Source organism: Ignatzschineria rhizosphaerae (assembly GCF_022655595.1).
GTDB classification, from domain to species: domain Bacteria; phylum Pseudomonadota; class Gammaproteobacteria; order Cardiobacteriales; family Wohlfahrtiimonadaceae; genus Ignatzschineria; species Ignatzschineria rhizosphaerae.
Window position 1 is genome coordinate 1819144 of sequence record NZ_CP093379.1, and the last position, 17529, is coordinate 1836672.

Sequence of the window (17529 nt, forward strand, 5' to 3'; positions counted from 1 at the left end):
GATGAAAAAACAGATGACTGCGCTCAATTGGGCGGCATTAATTTTAGGGCTACTATTTCTCTATATCCCTATTATTTTAGTAATTTTCTATAGCTTCAATGAATCCAAACTTGTCACTGTTTGGAGCGGTTTCTCTACTAAATGGTACTCAGACCTCTTTCAACAAGATGGCATCTGGTCGGCAACTAAAACCAGTCTACTCTTAGCATTTAGTACCTCAACATTTGCTGTTATTTTAGGAACAATGGCAGCCTTTGCGCTTGTTAAATTCCGCAGATTTAAAGGAAAAACTCTCTTTTCTGGTATCACCTACGCCCCCATGGTAATGCCAGAAATTATTATGGGAAGCGCTCTTGGGCTTACCTTTGTCGCCCTTAAATTTAGTACGGGATTTTTTACAATGATGATCGCGCATATCACCTTCACTATGTGCTACGTTGTGGTCGTTGTACAATCGCGTTTAACAGGATTTGATCGCCATATCGAAGAGGCAGCGATGGATTTAGGTGCAGATGGCATTCGCACCTTTTTCTATATCACACTACCAATGATTCTACCGGCAATTATCTCAGGATGGCTTCTCTCTTTTACACTATCGTTAGATGACCTTGTTATTGCAACCTTTACAACAGGCCCTGGGGGGACTACGCTTCCCATCTGGATCTATTCAAAAGCCCGTTTAGGCGTCAGCCCTAATATCAATGCACTTTCCACTATTATGATTGGTATTGTGGCATCAATTGTCTTTTTAGTGACACTAATTAATCACTATCTCTCAAAACGCCGAGAAGAAGATGAAAAAAATGCCCATAGAGAAATTGCCTAAAATCATACTTCACATCATCAAACCTAGCATTATGACCCATAGTGCTAGGTTTTTATTAAACGCGATCTCTAGGTAATAAAAGCCATCATGAATATTCGACGATTTCTGGCAATTTTTCTACTTCATGAAGGGATTATCCTACCTCCCTTTTTACTTCTTACCGGATATTTTTATATGGAGTCTAACCCGATAACATTTAAAAGTTTTTTCAATAGCTGGACATTTGCAATTGCCATTATCATCTTAGGCTACTTACAGGTCTGCACATTAGGATTAACGATATTGCGTTATTTTAATTGCTCACGTCGATGGATTTTTCTATGGAGCCTACTACTCATCATCCTATTACTTCTCAATCAAGTGAGCTTTTATTATCTAAGTCTAGCAGATCTTTATCAAAGACTTATCGAAGGTCTCGCTTATGCAGGAATACTGTTAGCGATCCAAATGAGCTTTCAATTGATCAGTGAATTTCTCTGCAAGCGACTAAAACTGATTTCAATATAAATCGTAAAAAAACCGGTTTAACAGTGACTGAATCAGATTGCCGGCACAGAGATGATAAGAAGCTGAAGAATCGTTCTATCCGGCATCTTGCAGGCGCTGTTTAATACGTACCTTTATCGATTTATGCAAGGCTCAAGGGAATGTTTCGTGTTCTTTCTAAAATCCCGTGCCAGCTGTTTTAGACTTGCTTTTCTTCAACCAAATCGACTATGTCTATATTTTAAACGCGTCCTTTACTGTAGAGCTTTTGCATCCAAATACGTGATTGCAATGGCTTTCCACCCAATAATGGAGAGAGCAGATACCGCATCATATTGCGGTAGATCATTGAATCTTCACGATCTAAATCTTCCCCATCATTAATTTTTAAAAGCACCTGTCCGTTAACTTGAAAAGTCCCAGGATACTCAATGGGTAATAACCCCTCTTCATAAGAGAGGTAATATCGTTTCTTTGGGAGAATCTCATCTCCTGCGGCATCAAACATCAAATCAGGAAGAATCCCTAGATCAGCAAGTAGAGTGCTCTCAAATTGGCGTAAATAAGGCTCTATCTCTTTTTCCAACTTTAGAGCTTCTAAAACACGATAATAGATATCAAAAAGCTCATCAGAGGGTTGATGCTTCGGGAAAACTCTTAATAAGAGCTCATTGAGATAGTAAGCTGTCCAGATCTCTTTGCCGGAAAGGCGAAATGCAAATAGATCATCAACTTCTTGAATAAAATAGAATGTCTTTCCCTCTTTTAGATACCATGCGCTGTAGGTGAAGAGCTCTAAGTAATTGAGGGGCTTTTTAGGGTTTGCGCGGCCACGCGCAAATACCGTTAACCGACCATAATCACGGGTAAAAAGATCCACTAAAAAACCGGACTCTTTAAAGGGGCGTTTATTTAACACAACCCCTTCCGTCCGGCTTAATATTAATTCATCTTGCATTCATTATTTTCTTATAACGTGATTAGAGACTTATCGAGTTTAATCTAACGCCATAATCCCTTTAATCAAGTAATGATCCTGGCTTAAATGGTTTATCAGATGAGTCACTCTCTTTTTTCTCATCATCATCTTTACTACCACCAATTGATGCCATCAATTGTCCGATCAATCGCTCCATCACAAATGCATCTTGCGTTCGGCGAATCACATCCCCATTTGTCAGCATCTCATCTGAAAAGCCTGGCTCTAAAGCAATATATTGCTCACCAACTAATCCTGAGGTATTAATCATTGCCATTGTACCATCTCGAGGAATAGGCACTGAACTATCAAGAGATAAAGAGACAACTGCTTTATAGTTATCATGATCTAAAGTAATACCATTGACTTGCCCCACGCGCACTCCGGCAATCATAACGGGTGCTTTGACTTTTAATGAGCCAATATTTGTAAAAGAGGTTGTCACATTAATCGCTTTACCACCTCTTAACCCAGAGGTTGCATTACTTGCACTCATTGCAAGCCAGCCAAATGCGGCAATACCACTTAGAACAAATAGTCCTACAATAAAATCGAGCCATTTAGAATTCTTCATTTTAGACCTTTCTCTAGATGTTTTTCCTGTATTCTACTACGTTTCAATGCCGTTGTCTTTTTATGCTATTGATCTTGTAATAAGTTTAAATTCTCTGCCACAACATCTTAAAATATCATGGCAACTAAAAACCAATTAATCTACCAATAGCTTCTTAATTGGTGCAAATGATCGCCGATGAAGCGGCGTTACGCCATATTCTTTTAACGCCTCAAGATGCGCCTTTGTCCCATAACCTTTATGCTTAGCAAAACCATATTCAGGATAATGCTTATCAGCTTCAATCATCGATTGATCACGTGCATCTTTTGCTAATATCGATGCCGCACTAATTTCAGCAAATAGCGCATCACCTTTAATAATTGTCATTGCCGGAATCGCGCTTTTAGGATCTTGATTACCATCCACACGAAGCAAAGTCGGTGTTTCACTCAACGCTTCAACAGCACGTCTCATTGCCAATAACGTGGCTTGTAAGATATTTATCTCATCTATCTCAGCCACACTTCCTCTTGCAATCGCCCAAGCTTTCGCTTTTTCTTTAATCTCAAGCGCTAAGAGCGTGCGTTTTTTCTCTGTTAATTTTTTAGAATCATCAAGTCCGACAATAGGATTATCAGGATCTAAAATGACAGCAGCTGCAAATACATCCCCGCAAAGAGGGCCGCGCCCTGCCTCATCAACCCCAGCAACAATCTCTTGTTCAAAGTCGATATCAAATCCTAAACTCTCTTGCTGCATCTATAAAATTCCTTTTTCTTGTAACAGTGAGATCACCGCATCACGCGCTGCAATATCTGAGTTAAGACGTAATGATTCATGAATCTTCATAAATTTTTCCCGCTTTTGGCCATTCTCGATGCTCTCTTCTAACGATAACTTCACCTCTTGAGCTATATTTTCGGGAGTAACAGCTTGCTGGAAAAGTTCTGTCACTAATGGCTCTTTCGATAAAATATTAGGAAGTGAAAAATGGGAAATATTCACAATTTTTGGAGCAAGCCAAGCCGTCAATCCACTAAAACGATAACAGACAACCATTGTCTTCTTCAGTAACATCGCCTCTAATGCCGCTGTACCCGATGCTAATAATACGGCATCAGATGCACTCATAATCTCGCGAGCTTGTCCTTGATAGAGTCTAATTTTAGCTTGAAGCTCCGCTGGCAATTTTTCAATCTCATCTAAAATTAATGTTTTAATGGTAGGCGTCGCCGCTGGAATTAAAAAAAAGAGCTCTGGAAAATCACGCGCTATTAATGGTAAAGATTCTAAAAAGATCGGCAATAACCTTGAAATCTCTCCACGGCGACTTCCTGGTAATAACGCAAGATATCGCTGCGCTAAATCAAGATCTAACGCAGCCTTAGCGGTATTTGTATCAATAGTTAAGGGAATCTCATCTCCTAAACGATGACCTACACAAACACTATCTACCTGATGTTTACGGTAAAAATCGACTTCAAAAGGGAAAAGGCAAAGCACTCTATCAATATTTTTGCGAATACTCTTAACCCGCCCTTCTCGCCAAACCCAAACAGAGGGAGAGACGTATTGAAAAGTTGCCATTCCTAGTTTTTTAAGATCTTTTGATAAACGTAGATTAAAATCAGGGGCATCTATGCCGATAAAACAGATAGGCGCTCGAAGCTTTGCTTCTTCCACTAATTGACGCTTCACTTTAAAGAGACGGGGAAGGTCTTTTAAAATTTCCACCAATCCCATAATCGATAAGGTTTCAATGGGCTCAATTGATTCAAGACCGGCATTGATCATTTCAGGTCCACCAATACCAAAAAATGCGGCATTAGGATAGATCTCTTTTAATGAACGAATGAGTCCTCCGCCTAGTAAATCTCCAGATAACTCACCTGCCACCAACATAAAAATGGGGGCTTTTTCTACTGTAAGACTCTCCAAACCTTATTCCTTTTTATCGATAATGATAATCACATCTATTTTTTCAACAATCATAAAAATGATATCTACTTATAGCCCCTTTAAACCGATTAAATTACCAAAAGGATCTTCCACTTGGCACATTCTCATCCCTTGATCAAGCATCATAGGTCCACGGTATAATTTAGCACCTAATCTTTCAAAATGTTCAATGGCTTGATCAAAGTCTTCCACAAGCCAATAAAGTACAGAGCCACACTTCCCTTGTCCAACTTTTGCATCTGCTTGTACGATCTCGATTGAAAATGTCCCAATCGATAATAATGTGAAGTCAAATGCCGGAAGATAGATCTCTTCAGCCATTGGGAAGGCTTTTTTATACCATTTTAAGCCCTCTTGAACATTTTGCACATGAATTAAGACTGCTATTGGTGTCATTACTTTCATTTAATTTTACCGCATCTATTTATCGTACGGATATTGATGAACCTAATTTATAGTATCGTTAACTCAGTTTAAAAGTCTTTAAACCAATTGCCAGCGTACCTGTGATGAAAAACGTCAGAGTCACTCTAATCTGGCATCTCGCAAGCTCTCACTCTCGCCACAAAATAGACCTTTTTAAACCGATGGTACTATACATTGTAAAATTGGTTTAAGAAAAGCAAGTCTTAAACCCTGTTTGCAAGATACAAAATAGAACCTATTTCACGATAATCAATAACGATAAAAAATGGAGTAAGTCTAGTAAAGTGAAACTGAATATTCTTTTATCATATTCAGCCATCGACTTTCAAACTTACTCCATTTTGTCATTTACAATAATCGCAACTAGCGAATAATACCGCGATCTTCTGTCTCTTCCAAGAACTTCACCATCTTCTCAAGATGGGGGAAATCAACAGCTAATGCTTTAATTTCAACAATTGCATCTTGTAAAGTGAGATCCTTACGATATAAAGACTTATAAGCATCTTTAGTCGCTTTGATCGCCTCTGATGAATATTGATGACGGCGTAAGCCTTCCGAGTTAATCCCTGAAGGGACAGCGCGGTAACCCGCCGCTGTAATAAAGGGGGGAACGTTACGATGAATTCCGGATGAAAATCCCGTAATTGCGCCTTGCCCGATACGGCAACGCTGATAAATCATTGAATATCCGCCAAGAATAACATCATCTTCAATAATCGCGTGACCCGCAAGAGAAGCGCCATTAGCAAAAATAGTTCGGCTTCCGACAATACAATCATGAGCAATATGACATGTCGCCATAATCCAGTTATCATCCCCTAACTTTGTTAGGGAATTATCCTGAACAGTACCACGACTAATACTGACATACTCACGAATAGTATTGCGATCACCAATTTCTAAGAAGACCTCATCGCCCTCTTTATATTTCTTATCTTGTGGAACTTCACCAATTGAACAAAATTGATAAAACGTATTATCTTCGCCAATTGTTGTCGGTCCTTGGATCACAACGTGCGATGTTAAAACGGTCCCTTTACCGATTTTAACATTAGGTCCAATCACACAAAAAGGACCAACCTTTACACTTTCATGTAATATTGCCGTTGGATCAATAACCGCTGTGGGATGAATCAGTGGGGTTGTCATTACTCAAATGCCTCACGACGTGTACACATTAATTCAGCTTGGCAAACAAGCTGCCCATCAACATATGCTTTACCTTCAAACGCCCAGATACCACGTTTTGCACGAAGGAACTGCACTTTAAGATCTAACGTATCACCTGGCTCTACAGGACGGCGAAAACGCGCTTTATCAATTCCTACAAAGTAGTAAATTGACTGATCTGTTGAATCATAATCTTCTACCGATTTAAAACTTAAAATTCCCGTAGCTTGGGCTAATGCTTCTAAAATCATCACCCCAGGCATAATGGGTTTTACGGGGAAGTGCCCTAAAAAGTAAGGCTCGTTATAAGTGACATTTTTGCGAGCATGCAAAGTTTCATTTGGAGTGTAATCAAGTACACGGTCAATCATTAAAAAAGGATACCTATGCGGAAGGTATTTCATGATTTCATTAATATCGATTACTTTATTATCACTCATATTTATTATTCTCTATTTTTTAATATTTGATTATTACAGACTGTTTGCCGTCGATAAATCAATAGCAACTTATTAATAAATTTATTTATTCTCGTTAGGTTTTAATTGATTCTCAAGTGCTTTAACTCGATCAAAAAGATCACCTAATCGCTTGATTCTGGCACTATTATAGCGCCATTCTCTATTTTCTAATACGGGCGGAATGGATGAGTATACTTTGCCGGCTTTAAGCGGCTGACTGACTTGCGTGCCACCTGTTACAATCACATTATCTTCGATCTTCATGTGACCATTCATGCCAACACCACCGCCAATCACTACATTATTGCCAATATCCGTAGATCCTGCAATACCGGTATAACCGGCAATTACTGTATTTTCACCCACAATACAGTTATGCCCTAATTGAACATGATTATCAATTTTAGTGCCTCGACCAATAACGGTATCTTCAATAGCACCTCGGTCAATACAACTTCCAGCCCCGATATCAACATCATCCGCCAAAATAACACGACCTAATTGAGCTACCTTGATATAGCCTTGCGCCGTTCTCGCAAAACCAAACCCTTCAGCGCCAATAACCGCATTAGGATGCAAAACAACTCGCTTTCCTAATTGACACTCATAACGAACAGTCACCCCTGAAAAGAGATAACACTCCTCGCCCATCACTACATCACGCTCAATCACACACTGAGCATCGATATAACTACCTGCTCCAATATTGGCATTTTCTCCAATCACACTATAGGCACCGATAGTGACATTTTCACCAATGATAGCACTTTTGGCAATTACGGCTGTGGAATGAATCCCTTGAAAATTACGATAATCTTTTTGAAATAACTGTGTAACATAGGCCCATGCAGCATGGGTATTACCACAAACAATCGCAGGTTGCGTCACATGCTCAAAATTGCGCTCATCCACTAAGATAGCAGCGGCTTTTGTCGTTTCTAAATATTCACGGTAACGAGGGTTATGAAAAAAGGAGAGCGTTTGATCCTGACCATGTTGAATGGTAGAAAGCCCCATAATTTCAATAGCGCCATCTCCATGAAGCGTGACTTTTTCACCCTTACTCTGTAAATAATCAAGTACTTCCTGTAATGTCATCATCTACTCCTCATTATCTTGGACTAATGTCTGAAAGATTGGATCGGTCAGATATAGTGCTTCTTTTGCAAAAAGTAATCCCGATTCTAAAATTAGATCATAATCATAATCTTGGGCATACTGTAAAATTGCTGTATTAATCTCTCTTTGGAGTTTATATAACTCCTCATTTTTACGAAGATTAAATTCTTGACGGGTATCATTACTGATACGAACAAACTCCCGCTCTAAATTGACAATATTACGCTCAATTTCACGAATAGAAGCAGCTTCATCACCACTACTACTCATTAACTCACGGCGTAGACTCTCAATTTGATCGCGTTTTTTAAGGAGATACTGGTCCCGAGCAAAAAACTCCTCATTCAATAGAGAATAGATATCTTTTTCTTCAATATACTTCTCTAACAGAAGATTAATATCCACAACGCCAATCTTAAGCTCTTTAGCAAAAGCACTCGGAGTAAAAACAAGGAGAGCAGCAGTCAAAATAACTGCTGCTCCTTTTTTAAAAAGGTGATTAAACATCTCGCTCTTCACTATCAATTAGTAAGGAATACCAATAGAGAACTGGAATTTCTGCTCACGATCTCCATCTTTAGTATTAAATGGTTTTGCATAAGAGAATGCAAGTGGACCAAGCGGTGATAACCAAACAAAACTCATCCCTGCAGAGTATTTTGTATCACCAAACTCAGGCTTTTTAGGTTTCGAAGTAACGTTACCCGCATCAAAGAAGATACTCCAACGCACATCATTATTATCTGCAAATCCTGGTACTTTCATGATTAATTCAGCAGAAGCGTTATAACGTAATGCGCCCCCTTTTGAATCATCTGTTCCATAATACTTAGGTCCTAAAGAACTTCCACGGAAGCCTCGAACAGTTCCAAGTCCACCGGCATAGAAGTTTTCATAAAAAGGTAACCCTTTTGTACCACCATAGCCCCAACCCGCCATTGCATCACCGCGAATAGAGAATACATAATCCTCATTATCCGTTAACGGGTAATAGCTTTGATGTTTTAAATGAATTTTATAGAACTTATCATCAGATCCTGGAAGCGTTCCTGATAAGGTTGCACTATTTAATGAACCTTCAGAGGCAAATACCGTTCTATTACGAGTATCACGATAAACACCTATGTTAGTACGATAAAGATGACGTTTACTCTTATATAAAGGCGTATCTGCAGGGCAGTAAATTCCTGTACCACAGCTCTTACCACTAATATACTCTACAACCTCTGTAGGAGATGAATGGGTTGTTTTAAGATTTAAGTTCTCATAACCAATCCCAGCACGAATCGTTGTATATTCACTAATAGGATAACCAAAGTTAAACATGAGTGAGATACCATCGGCAATATAGTTCCCGGTATCATCATAGTCATGCTTTTGCTTGCTATAACTTAATGAAACACCAGCACTTAACCCATCTTTAGTAAGATATGGGTTCATATAATCAATACCGTAGTAGCTACCACTTTTATTGGTTTCAGCTTGAACGTTTAACTCATGCCCTGTTCCCATGAAGTTTGGCTGATTAAATCCAGCATTTACCCCAAACTTACTATCCATCCCGTAGCTTAAACCAAAGGTAATAGATCCGGCACTACGCTCTTTAACATTATAAGTTAAGTCAACAACACCATCTGCTACTTGCTGCGTTGAAACATCCACATCTTCTACGTGAGCAAGACGCTGAATACGAATACGCGATCTTTCAATATCACTTGCAACGAAACGTCCGCCTTCCACTTGTCTTAATTCACGGCGAAATACCTCATCACGGGTACGTTCGTTACCTTCAATATTAATACGGTTCACATATACACGCTCACCTTGGTCAATAGCAAAAGAGTAACTGACAGTGCCATCTTCCTCATTTACACGAGGAATAGCATTAACGCGCGCTTGCGCATAGCCTTCATCCCCTAAACGGTCTTGAATTGCTTTAATACTCTTATTAATGACACTCGCACGATAAACCTTACCCTCTTTAATCTCCACTAAGGACATTAACTCATCTTTATCAACACTCGGGTAGTTACCCACAATTGTAAATGTGCCAAAATTATATTTTTGACCTTCATTAATATCAATATCTAAATAGATCGTATCTTGACTTGGGCTAATCGTTGCACTTGAGTAGTTTACTTCTGCTTTTAAATAACCATTATCACGATAATATTCCTGAACTTTATCTAGCTCATCTTGAATCGTATAAGGGTCATAGCGATCTCCTGAGGAGAAAATTGTTCGTAAGCTTGATTCACGAACACGCATCTGTCTTAAAAGTTTACTATCGGAGATAGCTTTATTCCCCGTAAAGTTAATCTTTTGAATTTGCCCTGTACGCCCTTCTGAAATATCAAATTGGATTTCAGCACGATTACGAGGTAATTCAATAATTTTTGGCTCAATGATAATCGCGTATTTACCACGAGTTTCATATGCTTTTAAAAGGTTATTTTTTGCATTTTCAATGGCTGATTGACGTAGCGTTTCACCTGGGCGGATATTGGCAGCACTAATAATCTCTGTAAGCTGCTTATCTTTAAGATCCTTGTTTCCTTTAAATGTCACTTTTGATAACACAGGAAATTCTTCTAATTGAATCACTAAATCTGTTCTAACCGTTGTCTCTCTAGGCTGACAGCGAGGATCATTCATAGTACATGGGATCTCTTCATAGACATATTCAATCTCTGGCTCTTGCGCCTCTGTTCGAATATTGCCAAAAGCGCCCCCTTGTCTAATTGCCGAGCTCTGCTTCGGTCTTGCCACTTGAACAGTAATAGATTTAGGTCTTGTTCTTCCTAAGATTCTTCCATTTTCTGTTTTTACTACGACATCTTTAAATAACCCTGTCGCATAAAGTTTTTCTACAAGATCCTTGACTGTTCCTGTTTGAACAGCAGCATCAGGATCTAAACCAAGTGTCGTAAATACCGCACCAGGATTAATCTGCTCAAGACCTTCAATTCGAATGTCTTTAACCGCATAATTTTGCGCGGATGCAGCTGATCCAATCAATAAACTTGTTGCAAAAAAAACTTTCTTTATATCGACAATCGCCATTTTAAAATTCTCTATCATTAGGGCATAGAAATGCATCTATAAACTGCGTTAATATACCGAATAACTGCAAAAAATCCAACATTTATCACTTTAAAACCATTTTGTAATATCAAACAAAATAATAAAAGCCATAAATGTAAAAAGAAATAAGGCCCCTAATTGCATCACGATCATCGATAACCTTGCAGGAATTCTATTTCTCCCTGCAACGGCTTCAATTCCAAGACCCACTAAGCGACCACCATCTAAAACCGGAATCGGCAATAGATTCAAAATTCCAAGATTAACACTAAATAGTGCCATTAATTTAATAAACTCCACCCAGCCCACGCTCAGCTGTTGTCCTGCGATATTAGCAATCGTTAAAGGACCTGCCATCGTATTGAGATGCACTTGACCTGTAAACATTCGACCAATAAATTTAAAGATCAATAGTGAGTTACGATAAGTATCGATAACAGCATATTTCATGGCATCTGTAAGGGAGTACTTCTGTAATGTCTGAAGTTCTTTAAAATAGGCATCAATCATCTCTTGAGTTGGCATTAATGCCGCAACTTGCAGCATAAAGCGTCCCTCTTGATCTCGAGAAAGAGGCACTGAAAAATCGATTAACTCCCCCGCCCTTTTAACCGTGACATCGACAACAACCGCCTCTAATTCAGACTGACTTAATCGCCCCATCGTATCAAGAATATCGTGCCATGAAGAGATCTCTTGCTCATTAATACGCAAAATCTCATCCCCTTTTTTAAGCCCCGCTAGATCTGACGGGCCATCTAATACGACCTCGCCAATCATAGATGAGAGTTCAAAACCATAAGCATTTAGCCCTAAATACTCAGCAACATTTTCTCTAGCATCCAGCTTTAAAGGTGCATCTAATTCCAGAAACAATGTTTTCTGCGTACCATCTCTTAATACTTCAACCTCAGCCTTTCCATCACCACCGAGATACTCCAAAAATCCTTGTACCATCTCATCTGAGGTTCTAATCTCTCTACCTTCAATTGCGATCACTTGATCTTTTCGCTCAAATCCAGCGATTGCCATCGGCGTATTTACTTGTGGCGTATCAATCACCGCTTTGTAAGCTGGCACACCATAAAGATAGAGCCCAAACAAAATAACAACCGCAAACAGTAGATTAATCAAAGGCCCTGCTGCAATGACAACTGCACGCTTCCAAATAGGCTTTGCATTAAAGGTTTGCCCAATTTCTGAAGGCGCAACATCATGCGCTCTTTCGTCTAAAAATCCTACATATCCACCTAAAGGAATTAGCCCAATTCGGTACTCAACCCCATCTTTCCCCTTTCTGCTCCAAAGTTTTTTACCAAAACCAATACTAAAGGTCTGTACTTTAAAACCCAGTTTTCTGGCAGCGTAAAAATGCCCAAACTCATGGATCGTAACGAGTACACCGATTAAAATTAAAAAACCAAAAGCTGAATTAAAAAATGTTGAAACCATTCATTATTCCTAATATTTTGATGAAGATTAAAGCTTAAATTTCAATAACTTTAATCATTAATCATCAATACAGATTCGTGGGATGGTAATACATATAATGTCAGAATATTAAAATACCCTCAAAAATAGCAAGCACTTAAGGCTCTCATGACACAAATCATTAAAATTAAATATGTTGCGCAATCTCACGAATAGATTGATCATACGCTAACAGCGATGCTTCATCTTGCAAAGCATGATTAGAGATAACCACGCCATCTAATACCTTTGCTAATTTATCTGCAATCTCCACAAAACGAATTTTTTTCTGTAAAAACTGTTCTACAAAAACTTCATTTGCCGCATTTAATGCCACTAAATGTGAAGCCCCAGCAATCAGCGACTCTTTGGCTAATTGCAACGCAGGGAAAGCCACTAAATCTGGCGCTTCAAAAGTTAAGGCGCTCATCTTTGTTAAATCCAATGATTTGGCGCCAGAAACAACTCGCTGAGGATATGCTAAAGCATGCGCAATAGGAATCGCCATATCAGCTGCGCCCATTTGTGAAATCAATGAACCATCAATATATTCAACTAAAGAATGGATCATACTTTGTGGGTGAACAACCACTTGAATTTTATCAACCGGCATCTCAAAGAGAAAATGCGCTTCAATAAACTCTAACCCCTTATTCATTAAAGTCGCTGAATCAATTGTTACTTTTGCGCCCATCGCCCAGTTAGGGTGCTTTAGCGCTTGCTCTAAGGTCACCTTTTCAAGCTGCTCACGAGAAAACCCTCTAAATGGTCCGCCTGATGCCGTTAAAATCAACTGCTTCACACCTTCATAACCGGCAGTGCCATCGATATTTTTTGGCAGTGATTGAAATAACGCATTGTGCTCACTATCAATCGGTAAAATGGTTGCGCCAAACTTTTTAGCTTCCTGCATAAAAAGCGCACCACCCACCACTAACGTCTCCTTGTTGGCAAGTAAAATAGTTTTCCCCGCTCTTGCCGCAGAAAGACTAGAAAGAAATCCTTTAGCCCCGACAATTGCCGCAACAACAAGATCAATCTCGTTTGCTTTTACCAGTGAAATAACAGCTGACTCACCCGCTTCGACTTCAACATTTAGGCCCGCCGCCTTCACTCGCTCTTTAAGCAAAAGAGCCGCAGCCTCATCTTCTAAAATGGCATAACGAGGATTAAACTCCTCACAAAGCGCAAACATCTTCTCCACACTCTTATGCGCCACTAAAGAGTGGATCTGATAAAGATCCCGATTATTACGAATCACCTTTAAGGTTGAATCACCAATAGAGCCTGTTGCTCCTAAAATTGAAATCTGCTTCATTAGATAAACTTCAATCCTACAAAGAAAAGGGGCGCTGCCGCTGTTAGCGCATCAATGCGATCTAATACACCGCCATGTCCTGGCAAGATATTACCGCTATCTTTCATCCCGGCATGACGCTTCACAACACTTTCAAAAAGATCCCCAGAAATAGAGACGATCACCACCAAAGCACTTAATGAAACAAAGTTAAGCGTTAATATCCATTGACTACCATTTCCAGTTAAAAGAGGCATCTCTCCCCCGGCAAATGAAGTAATCGCAATCAGAGAAAAAATCACACCGATAACCAACCCACCTAAAGCCCCTTCAATCGTTTTTCCAGGGCTAATAGTTGGCGCAAGTTTACGCTTTCCAAACTTTCTTCCGACAAAATAGGCGCTACTATCGGCAATGATAATTAACAAGATGAGATAAAAGAGTAAAATAAGACCTTGCTGTAAAGTGACAAGTGTAATAACTAAGGCTGCTAACGACAAAATACTCACTACAAACAAAAATTCACGATTGATAAGCAATGCTAAAGGTTTACGTGAATGAATAGAGAGTAAAAATGGCATACCGAGCCAAAAAAGCGCCATCACTATGAGCAATCCATAAATAATGGGATTTCCCATCACAAATCTTGCAAGTGTGGCATGATCCATCACAGTGCTCTTTGCACCAGCTATCAAGACTATTGTTACCGTTAAAAGGGTAATGCCGCCAACCCCTAGATAGATCTTTTTAGGAAAGGAAGCTAACTTTAATAGATTGCTCCACTCATTTAAACCTATCATCGCTACTAAAAAGAGTAACAAGGCAAATGCCATTGTTGGGAGAAAAATAATCGCTAATAAGGCGACAATCCCTAAAATAACGCCTGTAATAATTCGTTGCTTCATCTTTAACTATCTCCCACCAAATCGGCGATCTCGTCGATTATATTCTTTAAGTGCCGCTTCAAATTCTTTCTCACCAAAATCAGGCCAGTGACAATTTGTAAAATAGAGCTCGGCATAGGCTAATTGCCATAATAAAAAGTTACTAACCCGCTGCTCCCCACTTGTTCTAATTAAAAGATCAACAGGGGGATAATCTTTTAATGAGAGCGCATCTTCAAAACGAGCTTCTGTGATCTCTTCAACAGAGATCTCTCCTGCCTGAACCTCTTTTGCAAGCATCTGACAAGCATTGACGATCTCTTGGCGCCCACCATAATTAATAGCCACAATAAGATCTAAGGTTTGATTATCTTTCGTTAATTCAACCGCGCTTAGCAATTGACTTTTTAATCGTTCTGAAAGTGGAGACAAATCACCAATAAAGCTCAATCTTACCCCCGCTTTATGAAGTGATTTTAATTGCCCTTCGACAGTTTGATAGAAAAGGTCCATCAAGAAAGAGACTTCCTCAACCGGTCTTTTCCAGTTCTCAGTTGAAAAAGCGTAGACTGTTAACACTTTAATACCGTGTTTTATCGCACTCTCTACACTTCTCTTAACAGCTTTAACACCAGCTCGATGCCCAAGAGCTCTTGTTAAACTATTTTTTTCTGCCCAACGCCCATTGCCATCCATAATGATGGCAATATGCTGACACTCTCTACTAGTCCCCACAATCATCCTTTAGAATTAGATTTCCATTAACTCTTCTTCTTTACCAGCAAGCACTTCTTCAATTTTTTTCGTAGTGGCATCTGTTAACTTTTGAATCTCATCTTCTGCACGTCTTTGGATATCTTCAGAGATTTCACCCTCTTTTTCCATCGCTGCAATTTGGTTATTCGCATCACGACGAATATTACGAACCGCAACTTTTGCTTGCTCTGCTTCTCCGCCAACAATTTTCACCAAATCCTTACGGCGCTCTTCTGTTAATGGCGGTAATGGAATTCGAATTAATGTCCCTGTTGTTGCTGGGTTTAAACCTAAATCACTATTGATAATTGCTTTCTCAATCGGTCCTACCATTGTTTTTTCCCATGGTGCAACACCTAATGTACGAGAATCTTGTACGGTTAAGTTTGCGACCTGGCTTAATGGCACCATTGATCCGTAATACTCAACTTCAATATGATCTAAGATAGAGATATGTGCACGACCTGTACGAATTTTACCTAGAGCATTTCCCAATGCTTCTACCGATTTTTCCATACGCTCTTTTGCATCTTTAATAATATTTTGTGTCATTATTTTGTTCTCCAATTTCTTTAAACAAGGAGACGCTCTCATGATTATCCACGAGAGCGTCTCTAACTAAATGATTACCTTAAAAGTTAAAAGCAGCCATTGATCAGTCATTACCGTTATCATTTTAATGGTAATAATCTTATCACACATGTTTTATTCTGGCGCCGATTCTGAGACTAAAGTCCCGACATTATCGCCTTTCACCACTTTCATTAAATCGCCTTCATTAAAAATATTAAACACTTTAATGGGAAGATTATTCTCGCGGCACATCACTAATGCGGTAGCATCCATCACACCTAAATTCTGTGTTAATGCATCTGTAAATGTAATGTGATCATAACGTGTTGCTGTAGGATCTTTTTTCGGATCAGCGGTATAAACGCCATCAACTTTCGTTGCTTTAAGCATAATCTCTGCATTAATTTCTATTGCACGAAGCGCTGCGGCTGAATCTGTAGTAAAAAATGGATTGCCCGTTCCTGCTGCAAAAATTGTCACACGCTTTTTCTCAAGATGTCGTACCGCACGGCGGCGAAGATAATCTTCACATACTTCGTTAATACGAATCGCACTCATCACACGAACATAAACATCTCGCGATTCTAATGCATCTTGAAGTGCAAGTGAGTTCATCACTGTTGCAAGCATTCCCATGTGGTCCCCGGCAACACGATCCATCCCAGCTTCCGCTAAACCTGCCCCTCTAAAGATATTCCCACCACCAATCACAACACCAACTTCAACGCCAATACGGTTTAAAGCCTTAATCTCATCGGCGATGCGACCAATTGTCACTGGGTCAATCCCGTAATCCCCATCTCCCATCAAGGCCTCACCACTGAGCTTTAACAAAATGCGTTTATATTTAGGGGCTTGACTCATAACTGTACACTTCCTTTATTGTAGATTTGAGACTCTGATAAATAGGCTTTATCTTACTCTATTTCTCAGCGAATGGGTAGTGATCAAATAGTGGTTCATGGCTTTTTACAAGATATTTTATCGCCACTAAATACCATAAAATATCTCTCTAAAATCCTATTATCCATAATCAAAACTATATTAAGCAACGAAACTAACCTTCAAGCTTTGCTAACTTCTCTTCTAGCTCATCAACACGCTTTGTTAAAAGCTCTAACTTCTCGCGAGTTTTTAGTAAAATTTTCTGCTGAATCTCAAACTCTTCATAACGAACTAACTTAAAATTTGATAAGGCAGACTCCACCCCCTCTTTTACAAATCGCTCCGCCTCACCATGTGCATTTTTCATCCCATCAGGCAGCGCTTCTTGGATTTTTCCGGCAATATCTTGAATAAAGTTTTTTGGCATATTCGTCCTCTCTTACGACTAAAATTGCTATAATCTTTCCACAGTAAAAATTGCTCTTTTCATCAACTTTTTCACCATCATTTTATAGAAAATAATTATCGCGGTTTAACCATCACCGCCTAATGATAAATTGACCACTTGAGCTATTTTACAAATCGTTTAAATTTT

18 protein-coding genes are annotated in these 17529 nt (G+C 39.2%); 1 reads left to right on the forward strand and 17 read right to left on the reverse strand.

Annotated elements, in window-relative coordinates:
• Nucleotide 1: 1 nt before the first annotated feature.
• Nucleotides 2-826: an ABC transporter permease gene (locus tag MMG00_RS07935; protein ID WP_242153409.1), complete on the forward strand. Its 825-nt coding sequence runs from the start codon at nucleotides 2-4 to the stop codon at nucleotides 824-826.
• 727 nt (nucleotides 827-1553) lie between these two features.
• Here MMG00_RS07935 and recO read toward each other — a convergent pair.
• The 17 genes from recO to MMG00_RS08020 all read right to left on the reverse strand — a co-directional run bounded on the left by recO (nucleotide 1554) and on the right by MMG00_RS08020 (nucleotide 17361).
• Nucleotides 1554-2270 (reverse strand): DNA repair protein RecO, encoded by a 717-nt coding sequence (gene recO, locus MMG00_RS07940; RefSeq protein ID WP_242147143.1) that lies wholly within the window; start codon nucleotides 2268-2270, stop codon nucleotides 1554-1556.
• A 61-nt stretch (nucleotides 2271-2331) separates the two neighbouring features.
• Nucleotides 2332-2865 carry an outer membrane lipid asymmetry maintenance protein MlaD gene (gene mlaD / locus MMG00_RS07945; RefSeq protein ID WP_242147145.1) on the reverse strand — a complete coding sequence of 178 codons (534 nt, stop codon included), beginning with the start codon at nucleotides 2863-2865 and terminating at the stop codon, nucleotides 2332-2334.
• 135 nt (nucleotides 2866-3000) lie between these two features.
• Nucleotides 3001-3606: a ribonuclease HII gene (gene rnhB / locus MMG00_RS07950; protein ID WP_242147147.1), complete on the reverse strand. Its 606-nt coding sequence runs from the start codon at nucleotides 3604-3606 to the stop codon at nucleotides 3001-3003.
• A complete protein-coding gene (gene lpxB, locus MMG00_RS07955) occupies nucleotides 3607-4785 on the reverse strand; it encodes a lipid-A-disaccharide synthase (protein WP_242147150.1) in 1179 nt (392 codons plus the stop codon).
• Nucleotides 4786-4854: 69 nt separating this feature from the next.
• Complete coding sequence (locus MMG00_RS07960; RefSeq protein WP_242153411.1) at nucleotides 4855-5202, reverse strand: VOC family protein; 348 nt, start codon at nucleotides 5200-5202, stop codon at nucleotides 4855-4857.
• Between the two features lie 393 nt (nucleotides 5203-5595).
• Nucleotides 5596-6384 (reverse strand): acyl-ACP--UDP-N-acetylglucosamine O-acyltransferase, encoded by a 789-nt coding sequence (gene lpxA, locus MMG00_RS07965; protein WP_242147152.1) that lies wholly within the window; start codon nucleotides 6382-6384, stop codon nucleotides 5596-5598.
• A complete protein-coding gene (gene fabZ, locus MMG00_RS07970) occupies nucleotides 6384-6845 on the reverse strand; it encodes a 3-hydroxyacyl-ACP dehydratase FabZ (protein WP_242147153.1) in 462 nt (153 codons plus the stop codon). Before fabZ ends, lpxA begins: the two co-directional genes overlap by 1 nt.
• 81 nt (nucleotides 6846-6926) lie before the next feature.
• Nucleotides 6927-7967, reverse strand: a complete 1041-nt coding sequence (lpxD, locus tag MMG00_RS07975) for a UDP-3-O-(3-hydroxymyristoyl)glucosamine N-acyltransferase (RefSeq protein ID WP_242147156.1) — start codon at nucleotides 7965-7967, stop codon at nucleotides 6927-6929.
• Nucleotides 7968-8492 carry an OmpH/Skp family outer membrane protein gene (locus MMG00_RS07980; RefSeq protein WP_242147158.1) on the reverse strand — a complete coding sequence of 175 codons (525 nt, stop codon included), beginning with the start codon at nucleotides 8490-8492 and terminating at the stop codon, nucleotides 7968-7970. It lies immediately after the preceding gene.
• An 18-nt stretch (nucleotides 8493-8510) separates the two neighbouring features.
• Entirely contained in the window at nucleotides 8511-11048 is a 2538-nt protein-coding gene (gene bamA, locus MMG00_RS07985; RefSeq protein WP_242147159.1) for an outer membrane protein assembly factor BamA, read from the reverse strand.
• 90 nt (nucleotides 11049-11138) lie between these two features.
• Complete coding sequence (gene rseP / locus MMG00_RS07990; RefSeq protein ID WP_242147161.1) at nucleotides 11139-12521, reverse strand: RIP metalloprotease RseP; 1383 nt, start codon at nucleotides 12519-12521, stop codon at nucleotides 11139-11141.
• A 166-nt stretch (nucleotides 12522-12687) separates the two neighbouring features.
• The gene (gene dxr, locus MMG00_RS07995) at nucleotides 12688-13857 is read right to left on the reverse strand and encodes a 1-deoxy-D-xylulose-5-phosphate reductoisomerase (protein WP_242147163.1); all 1170 of its coding nucleotides are present in this window, start codon (nucleotides 13855-13857) and stop codon (nucleotides 12688-12690) included.
• A complete protein-coding gene (locus tag MMG00_RS08000; RefSeq protein WP_242147166.1) occupies nucleotides 13857-14741 on the reverse strand; it encodes a phosphatidate cytidylyltransferase in 885 nt (294 codons plus the stop codon). The genes dxr and MMG00_RS08000 overlap by 1 nt, the downstream gene beginning before the upstream one ends.
• A gap of 6 nt (nucleotides 14742-14747) precedes the next feature.
• On the reverse strand, nucleotides 14748-15461 hold the full coding sequence (uppS, locus tag MMG00_RS08005; protein WP_432805920.1) for a polyprenyl diphosphate synthase: 714 nt from the start codon (nucleotides 15459-15461) through the stop codon (nucleotides 14748-14750).
• A 9-nt stretch (nucleotides 15462-15470) separates the two neighbouring features.
• On the reverse strand, nucleotides 15471-16028 hold the full coding sequence (gene frr / locus MMG00_RS08010; protein WP_242147168.1) for a ribosome recycling factor: 558 nt from the start codon (nucleotides 16026-16028) through the stop codon (nucleotides 15471-15473).
• A gap of 153 nt (nucleotides 16029-16181) precedes the next feature.
• The gene (gene pyrH, locus MMG00_RS08015) at nucleotides 16182-16913 is read right to left on the reverse strand and encodes a UMP kinase (protein ID WP_242147170.1); all 732 of its coding nucleotides are present in this window, start codon (nucleotides 16911-16913) and stop codon (nucleotides 16182-16184) included.
• 193 nt (nucleotides 16914-17106) lie between these two features.
• Nucleotides 17107-17361, reverse strand: coding sequence for an accessory factor UbiK family protein (locus tag MMG00_RS08020; RefSeq protein WP_242147173.1), 255 nt, complete (start codon nucleotides 17359-17361; stop codon nucleotides 17107-17109).
• Nucleotides 17362-17529 lie beyond the last annotated feature (168 nt).

Bases quoted from the DNA above. Each gene is read 5' to 3' on its own strand.
- MMG00_RS07935 (WP_242153409.1), top strand. From the start codon at position 2: ATGAAAAAACAGATGACTGCGCTCAATTGGGCGGCATTAATTTTAGGG.
- recO (WP_242147143.1), bottom strand. From the start codon at position 2,270: ATGCAAGATGAATTAATATTAAGCCGGACGGAAGGGGTTGTGTTAAAT.
- mlaD (WP_242147145.1), bottom strand. From the start codon at position 2,865: ATGAAGAATTCTAAATGGCTCGATTTTATTGTAGGACTATTTGTTCTA.
- rnhB (WP_242147147.1), bottom strand. From the start codon at position 3,606: ATGCAGCAAGAGAGTTTAGGATTTGATATCGACTTTGAACAAGAGATT.
- MMG00_RS07960 (WP_242153411.1), bottom strand. From the start codon at position 5,202: ATGACACCAATAGCAGTCTTAATTCATGTGCAAAATGTTCAAGAGGGC.
- lpxA (WP_242147152.1), bottom strand. From the start codon at position 6,384: ATGACAACCCCACTGATTCATCCCACAGCGGTTATTGATCCAACGGCA.
- fabZ (WP_242147153.1), bottom strand. From the start codon at position 6,845: ATGAGTGATAATAAAGTAATCGATATTAATGAAATCATGAAATACCTT.
- lpxD (WP_242147156.1), bottom strand. From the start codon at position 7,967: ATGATGACATTACAGGAAGTACTTGATTATTTACAGAGTAAGGGTGAA.
- MMG00_RS07980 (WP_242147158.1), bottom strand. From the start codon at position 8,492: ATGTTTAATCACCTTTTTAAAAAAGGAGCAGCAGTTATTTTGACTGCT.
- bamA (WP_242147159.1), bottom strand. From the start codon at position 11,048: ATGGCGATTGTCGATATAAAGAAAGTTTTTTTTGCAACAAGTTTATTG.
- rseP (WP_242147161.1), bottom strand. From the start codon at position 12,521: ATGGTTTCAACATTTTTTAATTCAGCTTTTGGTTTTTTAATTTTAATC.
- dxr (WP_242147163.1), bottom strand. From the start codon at position 13,857: ATGAAGCAGATTTCAATTTTAGGAGCAACAGGCTCTATTGGTGATTCA.
- MMG00_RS08000 (WP_242147166.1), bottom strand. From the start codon at position 14,741: ATGAAGCAACGAATTATTACAGGCGTTATTTTAGGGATTGTCGCCTTA.
- uppS (WP_432805920.1), bottom strand. From the start codon at position 15,461: ATGATTGTGGGGACTAGTAGAGAGTGTCAGCATATTGCCATCATTATG.
- frr (WP_242147168.1), bottom strand. From the start codon at position 16,028: ATGACACAAAATATTATTAAAGATGCAAAAGAGCGTATGGAAAAATCG.
- pyrH (WP_242147170.1), bottom strand. From the start codon at position 16,913: ATGAGTCAAGCCCCTAAATATAAACGCATTTTGTTAAAGCTCAGTGGT.
- MMG00_RS08020 (WP_242147173.1), bottom strand. From the start codon at position 17,361: ATGCCAAAAAACTTTATTCAAGATATTGCCGGAAAAATCCAAGAAGCG.